Genomic DNA, 3,325 nt, shown 5'->3' with positions numbered 1-3,325 from the left:
GGGAGCGTGCCGGGCCGCCGGGTTTCCCGCGTCAGTCCGACAGGTTGACCGGGCGGTAGGCGTGGTAGCCGTCGCCGGACTTGAGGCCGTAGTCGTGCGAGGTGTGCCGGGTGCCGACGCTCCCGGCCTGCTCGTAGGACCTGTACGACGTGTGGCCGCTGTTCCAGCCGTCGAAGATGACGACGTGCCGCTGCCGCGGGTCGTCGCTGTTCGCCTTGATGACCAGGTCGCCCTGGCGCAGCTCGGACATCCTGATCGGCTTGGTCCAGCCGCCGTTCTTCAGCTTGACGGTGTTCGGGCCCGACTTGGGCAGGCCCAGCGCCATCGAGGCGTAGCCGGAGCAGTCCTGGCGGTAGCCGTCCTTCCAGACCTTCTGCCGGCTGTACGGGACGGGCCGGCCCCCGTTGGCGGTCAGCCAGACCTTGGCGCGGCGGATCTCCTCGGCGCGGGTGATCTTCGGGGCGCCGGCCCGCTGGTCCTGCTCCTGGACGAGGGCGGTGTCCCCGGCGGGCGCGGTGGCGGTGGCGGCGACGGCGGGCGCGGTGGCGGTGGCGGCGACGGCGGGCGCGGAGAGGGTGAGCGAGCCGAGCAGCGCGGCGGCGGCGAGGGCGGGGACGCTCCAGCGGCGGATGCGGATCATGAGCGGGTGTTCCTTTCCGGGGGTCGTGCCCTGACGGGTCATGCGTGACGGGCCGTCCCGTGGTGAGCGGTCCGGTGGTCCGCCGGTCCGGCGGGTGGTCCGGTGGTGCGGTACGAGCGTGGCCCGCCGGGCGCCGGGGGCGGTACGGGTTGCCTGGTGTCGCCCGGTGCGGACACCTCGACAACCGCTGCGACCTGCGCTCGCGTCGTCCTCCGCCCTCGCGTGTACCCCCGGACGGGACGGCCGGACGCCCTCCCGTGACCGCCGCGGCCCGGCCTCGTTGAACGGTCGGGGCGCGATCGGAGCGGGGGCTGCGGGTGGGCGCGGAGGGCGGACGGGGCGTGCGGGGCACGCAGGACGGGCAGGACGGGCAGAGCGGGCGGGGCACGGAGGGCGGGCCGCCGCGGGTGCCGGAGCAGGGCGCGCCGCCGGACGGGCCCGGCCGGGTGCCGGCGGAGGGCTTCGCGGCGGCGCTGCGCGAGTGGCGGCGGGTGCGGGGCCTCTCGCAGTCCGGCCTGGCCCGCCGGGTGCACTACGACAAGAGCCACATCAGCAAGGTGGAGAACGGCGAGAAGCCGCCCACCGCCGCCTTCGCCCGGGCCTGCGACCAGGAGCTGCGGGCCGGCGGCGAGCTGGTGGAGCTGGCGACCCGCGGCCAGTGCCCCTACCCGGGGCTCGCCTCCTTCCGGGCCGAGGACGAGCGCTGGTTCCACGGCCGCGAGCGGGCCCGCGCCGAACTGCTCGGCCTGCTCGGCGAACGGCTGGCCGACCGCGGCGGGCCGGTCGTGGTGGTGGGGCCCTCCGGGGCCGGGAAGTCCTCGCTGCTGCGGGCCGGGCTGCTGCCGGCGCTGCGGCGCGGCGCGCTGCCGGGCCTGGGCCCCGCGCGGGCCGCGCTGCTGTCCCCCGGCGCCGTGCCGCTGGAGCGGCTGGCGGCGCTGGCCGGGGACCGCAGCCCGGTGTGGGTCGTCGACCAGGCCGAGGAGCTGTTCACCCTGTGCCCGGACGCCGACGAGCGGCGGGCCTTCCTGGACCGGCTCTGCGCGCAGGCCGGGCCGGACGGCACCCGGCTGGTCGTCCTGGGCGTACGGGCGGACGCGTACGGGCACTGCCTGGCGCACGAGGGCCTGCTGCGGGCGGTGCGGCGCGGGCAGCTGGCGCTCGGCCCGATGAGCGCGGCGGAGCTGAGCGAGGCGATCACCGCCCCGGCCCGTACCGCCCGGCTCGACCTGGAGGCGGGCCTGCTGGAGCTGCTGCTGGCCGACCTGGGCCTGGACGGCGGCCCCGGGGACCGCGCCTACGACCCCGGCGCGCTGCCGCTGCTCGCGCACACCCTGCGCGCGGTGTGGCAGCAGCGCACCGGACGCTCCCTCACCCTGGCCGACTACCGGGCGATCGGCGGGCTGCGCGGCTCGGTGGCGCTGACCGCCGAGCGGGCCTGGTCGCGGCTGGACGAGCCGGCCCGGGCCACCGCCCGCCGGGTGCTGCTGCGGCTGGTCCACCTCGGGCCGGACGGCCAGGTCTCGCGAAAGCGCGCCGAGCGCGCGCAGCTGGCGGCCGCCGACCCGGACGGCTCGCGCCTGGACCACGTCCTGGCCTCGTTCGCCGCCGACCGGCTGATCACCCTGGACGCCACCGGGGTGACGCTCTCCCACGAGGCCCTGCTGCGCGCCTGGCCCCGGCTGCGCGGCTGGATCGAGGAGGGCCGCACCGGGCTGCGGCTGCACCAGCAGCTCGCCCAGGACGCCGAGCACTGGGCCGCCTCGGGGCGCGAGGCCGCGCTGCTCTACCGGGGCAGCCGGCTGGAGCTCGCCCGCCAGTGGGCGGCGCCGTGCGGCGGGCCGGGCGGGGCGCACCAGGAGGACCGGGAGGACGGGGCTCTTCGGGAGGACCGGGAGGACGGGGCTCTTCGGGAGGACCGGGAGGACGGGCCCGGCGCCGTCCTCGCCCCCGTCGAGCGGGAGTTCCTGGCCGCGGCCGCCGCCCGGCAGCGCCAGGAGCGGCGCGCCGAGCGGCGCCGGCTGCGCGCCCGGCGGCAGGCGGCCGGCGCGCTGGCGCTGCTGCTGGTGGCGTCGCTGCTGACCGGCGCCCTGCTGTGGCAGGAGCGCGACCGCGCGACCACCGCCGAGCGCGGCCGCACGGCGCTGGTGCTGCTCACCGACGCCCGCCGCAACGCCGCCCGCGACCCGTACGCGGCGCTCGCCCAGTCGCTGGAGGCGCGGCGGGTCACCCGCGCGGGCGTCCCGGAGCTGCGGCGCAGCGCCGACGACGCCGTCCTGAGCACCCAGTCCGGGTACCTGGCCGGGCGGATCCCGGGCTTCCCGTGGGGGGTCAACGCGCTGGCGCTGAGCCCGGACCGGCGGCTGGTGGCCACCGGGGACTCGCAGGGGCGGGTGGCGCTGTGGGACACCGCGACCACGGCGCTGGTGGCCGAGCTGCAGGGGTACGTGAAGCACCCCGTGCAGGACGTGGAGTTCAGCCCGGACGGGGCGCTGCTGGCCGCCACGCTCACCCGCGACCCGCAGCGGCGGGTGCTGCTGTGGCGGGTGGCGGACCGGCGGATGCTGCCCTCCCCGGTGATGCCGCCGAGCCCGGACGGGCGCTCGGCGGTCGCCAAGCGGGTGGCGTTCAGCGCGGACGGCGCGCTGCTCGCGGCGGGCAGCGGGGACCCGGACCTGCCGGGGCGGG

The 3,325-nt window shown here is 78.6% G+C and carries 2 protein-coding genes; one reads left to right on the top strand and one right to left on the bottom strand.

The genetic code is table 11. The features are described from left to right. Positions 1 to 31: 31 nt before the first annotated feature. Positions 32 to 640: a hypothetical protein gene (locus ABZW03_RS38895; protein ID WP_355269315.1), complete on the bottom strand. Its 609-nt coding sequence runs from the start codon at positions 638 to 640 to the stop codon at positions 32 to 34. A 341-nt stretch (positions 641 to 981) separates the two neighbouring features. On the opposite strand from ABZW03_RS38895, the gene ABZW03_RS38890 reads away from it, so the two are divergent. Beyond that, the coding region (locus ABZW03_RS38890; RefSeq protein WP_355269313.1) for a helix-turn-helix domain-containing protein at positions 982 to 3,325 on the top strand (2,344 nt) is incomplete at its 3' end.

Origin of the sequence: Kitasatospora sp. NPDC004799 (genome assembly GCF_040609095.1) — a bacterium.
In the GTDB taxonomy this organism is placed as follows: Bacteria; Actinomycetota; Actinomycetes; order Streptomycetales; family Streptomycetaceae; genus Kitasatospora.
The sequence above is the reverse complement of the archived record's forward strand: the minus strand, read 5'-3'. Positions and strand labels throughout refer to the sequence as shown.

Bases quoted from the DNA above. Each gene is read 5' to 3' on its own strand.
- ABZW03_RS38895 (WP_355269315.1), bottom strand. From the start codon at position 640: ATGATCCGCATCCGCCGCTGGAGCGTCCCCGCCCTCGCCGCCGCCGCG.